Below are 5,440 nucleotides of genomic sequence, written 5' to 3' on the forward strand. Positions count from 1 at the left end.
GTTATTAGTATAACCGCCGTCAACATTAAAACGAGATTTTAAAAAACCGCTGCACATTTGGATTAAAGTTTTTGCAATATTTAAAGAAGTTGAAAAGTTAGTCAATAAATTAAATTCATAATTTAAATAATCTTCAGCATTGGTATCATTCCAAACATTTTTATTAAATTCTTCTTTTTCTGTGCTTGTTAAACCCCTGAACTTGCTTATTATAATCTTGTAGTTTTTAATTATTTGTTTTAGTTTTCTTAGGGTTATTTGTTCAGCAGTGTTATTATTTTCATCCAATTGAATAACTCCGGTATTTGAATAATTCAATTTATTTAAATTAATATTTTTAAAGAAGTCTAACGAAGGCGAAAAATAAACTTGCTTATTATTTTCTAATGTTATCGGGTTCATTAATAAATTAATTTTTTTTAAGTCATTAAGTTCATAATTTTCAACTTTATCATTTATAACCCTATAACTTTCAGATATATAGCCGCTAAAATCATATTTAAGTTTTATGGTGTTAATATCTTCATTAAGTTTTATAGTTATATTTTTCTGTTCGATAAATAATTCTAATGGTTGAATAACTCCCACGCACATCTGCTCGAATGGCACTGTTGTGGAGTATGTAATACTAATATTATCCAATACATTTCACTTATTTTTATTTTTTAAAAAGTGTATACAGTTTTTATCTAATTGAAGCATTTCATTAAAAACAATGCTGCTTTTACAGTCTACGTAGTTTTTATCTGACTCGATTAAAATGTTGCTATTGGTATCTGATAAGACTGCTGTAATTTTCTTTAATTTTTCAGGATTATAATTTATTAAATTGAAAGAATTTTCTAAAAGTGAAATTTTGTCAATGTCTACCGATAGAATTTCAAACTCTTGGATTACTCTAGGGCCAGCAACTTCAGTAATTTTAGTTATTTCCATTATTATTTACCTCTTCAGGTTCTGAATTTAAAACATTCCTATTTAATAAAACACCATTCTGATTTGTTAGAGCTGTTTGTGCTTGTTGTTTAAGTCATTCAGTGCTGCCGGTTATAACTATTTTAGAAATATTTAACTCTTGCCAGAAACGTTCGAAATAGTTAAGGAGCTGAATCTCTCTAAGGTTTGCTTTTTGCTCGATGTGGTCTTCAAAATCGCTGTTTATTTGTTCAGCTTCTACATTGTGCATATTTTTAGTCCCGAAATCGCTCGAGTCGTTTTTCATAAAGCCGAATTTTTTAATTAATGAAATAGTTTTGTCAATTTTTTGAACTAATAAAGGGGCTTGGCTTTGGCCTTGTAATAATTGCAATGGTTGAGAATCGTATAAACTAACTTGCGGATTAACTTTTATGAATCTCTCTGTTATATCTGCAACACCTTTTTTTAAATTATCCTGCATGCTTCCATGAGCAGATACAAAGAACCAAGGAGCCGACAATAACCCGTCTTTAGCATATATAGTCAAGTCAGTATCTAAAATATTAAACAATTCATTATTAACAAGCTCTAAATCTCCATACTCGTTATACGTATTTTTAAATATTTGGTATGGAATTATATTATTCTTTTTAGGTTGATAACCGAACCTGTTAAAAAGTATATGCATTACTTCATTATTAGTTAGTTTTGAGTTTGGTGTTTTGTCAAAAACTTTATAACTAAATTGAAGCTGATTATTTTCATCATATTCTCAAGTTTCTTCGACTCATAAAATTGCTTTTTTACTATTAAAAATTATTTTAGTTTTAAGATATAAAACAACATCGCTAATAGTTGAATAGTCTAATACTTCTCCCACTAAAAAATTCTCTTTTAATGCTGCAACTCCATCACGATATAAAAGACTTTCCAAATTTTGCAAAGCTAGCAAAACACTCGCATTATTAAAATAATTTACTAATTCACTGCCATTATATAATTTTGGTAATTTGCTCCATAATGTATTAATAGTATTTTGTGAGCCGTATTTAAAAAATTGTAGTTTAGAATTAATTGGAATGTTTTGTGTTGTTTCTGCAGGTTTATCTAAAAAGTTATTTATTTTTATAGTTTTTAATGCTTTAGTTATTTCCATTATTCACCTCTTCAGATAATAATTTATATTGATATTTAAACGCTATAGAGTTAGACATTTCAAATGCGTTTATTAGGTCATAAATTTCGTGATTAATTTCCTCGTCTCGTTTTTCTTCGCCGGCTGGAATTACTTGTTTAGCTAAGTTTTTTATTAATGAATGAGTTCCAGGCATAAAATAAATTAATTTGTTCTCAAATATTCATTTTTCCCAAAATTGTCTGTCAATTATTCCGAATCTTTGCGAAGGTTTCCGCACGGCTGTTAAAGCCGTGGAATTTAATCCGTTCTCTTCAATTAATAAATTAATTTGTTCAATGATTGCATTGCTGTCACAGAATATCAGCGATGTTTTACCATAAAGAAAATTCTCATTTACATAGTTGTACGGTGTAAATTCTTCTATTAAGGAATTTATTTTTTTAATTTCTTTAATAACAGCCTTGCACATTTCTAAATTTATGTTTTTCTTTGTTTTAAATAATTCTTTAATGTCTTCAAATGTTTTAAGTATTATTATTTTGCCATTGCCTAATAAAGCTGTTAAAACTAAACTGGCGTTATCATGAATGCCTACATCAAAACCAGCATACACTCCAATAACTTCACCATTTTTTAATAATGTTTTAAATTTAGCTATGTTTATATTTTGAATTACGCCTTTTTTTAATTCTCCAGATTCATCAAATAAAACACTTTTTAAAAAATAATTATGGTTTTTATTGTTGTATATCTGGCCGAAACCTGCGACAGTAATAACTCATAGTCTATAATTCTGCTCTTTTAAGAGTTCCAAGTTCTTTTTTTGAATTGTTCCAAGTTGTTCGCTAGGTACAAAATACTTTGAAAACATTGTAACAACTAAACCTAAACCGTTTTGAAAATCAGGGTCATAATTTTGCAAATATGTTTGTGTTATTAACTCATTTAAAATATTATCGTTAGTATTTCCGTCTTCTTTTAAAATTGGAATAACTTTATTGTGGTAATCAGTAATTAAGAAATGATCAAATGTAAAAATGTTATATAAAAAACTTACATTAACCTGAAAACCTTCCGGAGCATTTTCACGCAGTACAGTGTTCTGAATTAATAAGGGGAGTTTTTCGTGTTGTTTTTCGTATAACTCTATTAATTCATGTGGTAATTTATTAGTGTCTGCAGTATCTTCTAAAGGTTCATCAATAACAAGCTCGCCAAATCTAAAAAGAGGATTTTGTAACGTTAGACCTTGAAACGCTTGAATTTTCTCTCAGTTTTGGAAGTATATAGCTCTACCTTTCCCACCATCGTCATAATTTCAATAGCATGCTTCATTAGTTATATAAAAGTATTCCCTAAAATCTAAATTATGTTCTTCGGCCAGAAAATTTAGAACTTTCTCGACCATTGGTCTTAATGTTGTTTTAATGTGGTTGTACTGGTTACGACATCAAACACTGCAGAAATTTTTTTCGTTTACAATTCTATAAATTGTTTCAACCATTCGCCCGAATGATTTGGAAACGCCTTTAGCACCTGAATAAATTCTAAAAAATGCATTAGATTTATAAGCGTCATAAGCCGGATTATTTTCGTTATCTGTATAGTGTAATATTTCTTTTAGTTTTTCTTCAGAGAACATCATTTATTAATCATCCTTCTTCTGATTCTTATTCATTATCTGAGCTATATAAGACTCTTGTTTTTGTTTTAATCTTTTTAGTGAATTTTCTAAATGTTTATTTCAAAATTCACTATTGAAACATTTTTCGCACAAGAATCACTTACAAGTTACATCAGTATTACATTCTGGTAATTCTTCATTATTCGCTTGCACAAACTTTAAAAAATATTGCTCAAATGCTCCTAATACTGTATTACACTGTAAGCATTTATCTGTTTTTTTCTTTAACATCTCATAAAATAAATCTTGTTCTCACTTTAATCCAACATATAACAAGGTTATTAATTTACTCATTAATATAAACCTTTTAATATGCTTTTTAGTGTTGTTATTTTAAACTCTTGTGCATATCCTTGCAATATGTCTAAACATTCATAAGAACAAACTCATTTACAATTTCAAAAAATTCCATTTTGATTATGTGCAATTTCTTTTTTACATATTACACAAGTTTTTAAATTATTTTTAATATTCATTTTTATCCTTTAATTTTCAATATTCAATTAAAGCTATTATTAAGTTCTTCGATTCTTCTTTAGATAAATTTTGTGACTCTATTTCTGCTGTTAATCCTATTATGAACTTCTTAAATAATGCTTTAATTTTTTTACTATTTATTTTTTAATTTCTTTTTAATAAGTGTCTATGTTTAATATGTAATATCCTATATATATTAATGTATGTATGTGTGTTAGTGTGTATATATAATAAATAATCTTTTAAGATTATTATATATACACTAACACATACATTAATATGGATTACTAAACCACTTATTAATTTTCTTTTTTGGTTCTTTTTTCTTTTAAAGAGCTATTTAAGAGGTTCCGTAAATTTTTGGAGTTCTGGGTTAAAAATAAGATCAAAGTCACCAAGTCCGCCATTACGGTTTTTTAAAATTTTCCAGTTCATTGATACAGTACCATCTAAAATAGTTACCTTATTTGAATTAGACAATACTGTAATTATGTCAGCGTCTTGCTCAACTGCTCCGGTTCCTTTTATGTCACTAAATGAATAAGAGCCCTTCCCTTTAGCGTCAGCGGTTCTATTTAATTGTGCTATGACAAAGAAATGTGAGTCGTTTGTTCTTGCTATTTGTTTTAAAGACCTTGAAACGCTCGCCAGTCTTTCCGATTCTATTGAAAAAATTTCATCACTTGTAATAGTTTGAAAATAGTCAATAAATACAACTCTTACATTTTTATATTTTGAATTTGTAGTAATTTCTTTTAAAGTGTTCTCAATTCACGAAGGTGTAATTTTTGGCAAACCTTGAGAATCAACAACATAAAGAGGGTAATTTTCAATATGTTCCTTTAATTCTTCCGGAGTGGCTAATGGGTTTTTCGCTTCTTCTAAAATTAATAATTTTTCATATATTTCCAAATTAGTAACATCTAAAGAGAAAAACACAGCACACTCGCCTTTAGATAATTGGGGCAAAATATTACTTAATACATTTATGCTTAATGTTGTTTTTCCAACGCTTGGACGTGCACACAAATAAGAAATTTGCCCTTTTTTCATATATTTGACTGTTTGGTCATAATTTTCGAAACCAGTATACACTTTGTTACTCTTTAACTCATTACGTTTATAAGCGTCGTACTCTTTTGTTAAGGCTTTCATATCTAATATTTTTTTAATATTCATTTTTATCCTTTCTTATTCTCTAAACTACTAAATATAAACGGGGG

5 protein-coding genes are annotated in these 5,440 nt (G+C 27.8%); all 5 read right to left on the reverse strand.

Annotated features, from left to right (window positions below; genetic code table 4):
- Positions 1 to 936 (reverse strand): hypothetical protein (locus T390_RS03895; protein ID WP_036436265.1); only part of this gene is annotated, 936 nt, incomplete at its 3' end.
- Positions 923 to 2,074: a hypothetical protein gene (locus T390_RS03900; RefSeq protein ID WP_051590869.1), complete on the reverse strand. Its 1,152-nt coding sequence runs from the start codon at positions 2,072 to 2,074 to the stop codon at positions 923 to 925. The genes T390_RS03900 and T390_RS03895, both read right to left, overlap by 14 nt.
- On the reverse strand, positions 2,061 to 3,698 hold the full coding sequence (locus T390_RS0103355) for a hypothetical protein (RefSeq protein WP_235732229.1): 1,638 nt from the start codon (positions 3,696 to 3,698) through the stop codon (positions 2,061 to 2,063). Before T390_RS0103355 ends, T390_RS03900 begins: the two co-directional genes overlap by 14 nt.
- A gap of 6 nt (positions 3,699 to 3,704) precedes the next feature.
- Positions 3,705 to 4,034, reverse strand: coding sequence for a hypothetical protein (locus T390_RS04235; RefSeq protein ID WP_027335076.1), 330 nt, complete (start codon positions 4,032 to 4,034; stop codon positions 3,705 to 3,707).
- A gap of 519 nt (positions 4,035 to 4,553) precedes the next feature.
- A complete protein-coding gene (locus T390_RS0103370; protein WP_027335078.1) occupies positions 4,554 to 5,396 on the reverse strand; it encodes a DnaB-like helicase C-terminal domain-containing protein in 843 nt (280 codons plus the stop codon).
- Positions 5,397 to 5,440: the final 44 nt, after the last annotated feature.

Source organism: Mycoplasmopsis felifaucium ATCC 43428 (assembly GCF_000687775.1).
Classification (GTDB): Bacteria; Bacillota_I; Bacilli_A; order Mycoplasmatales; family Metamycoplasmataceae; genus Mycoplasmopsis; species Mycoplasmopsis felifaucium.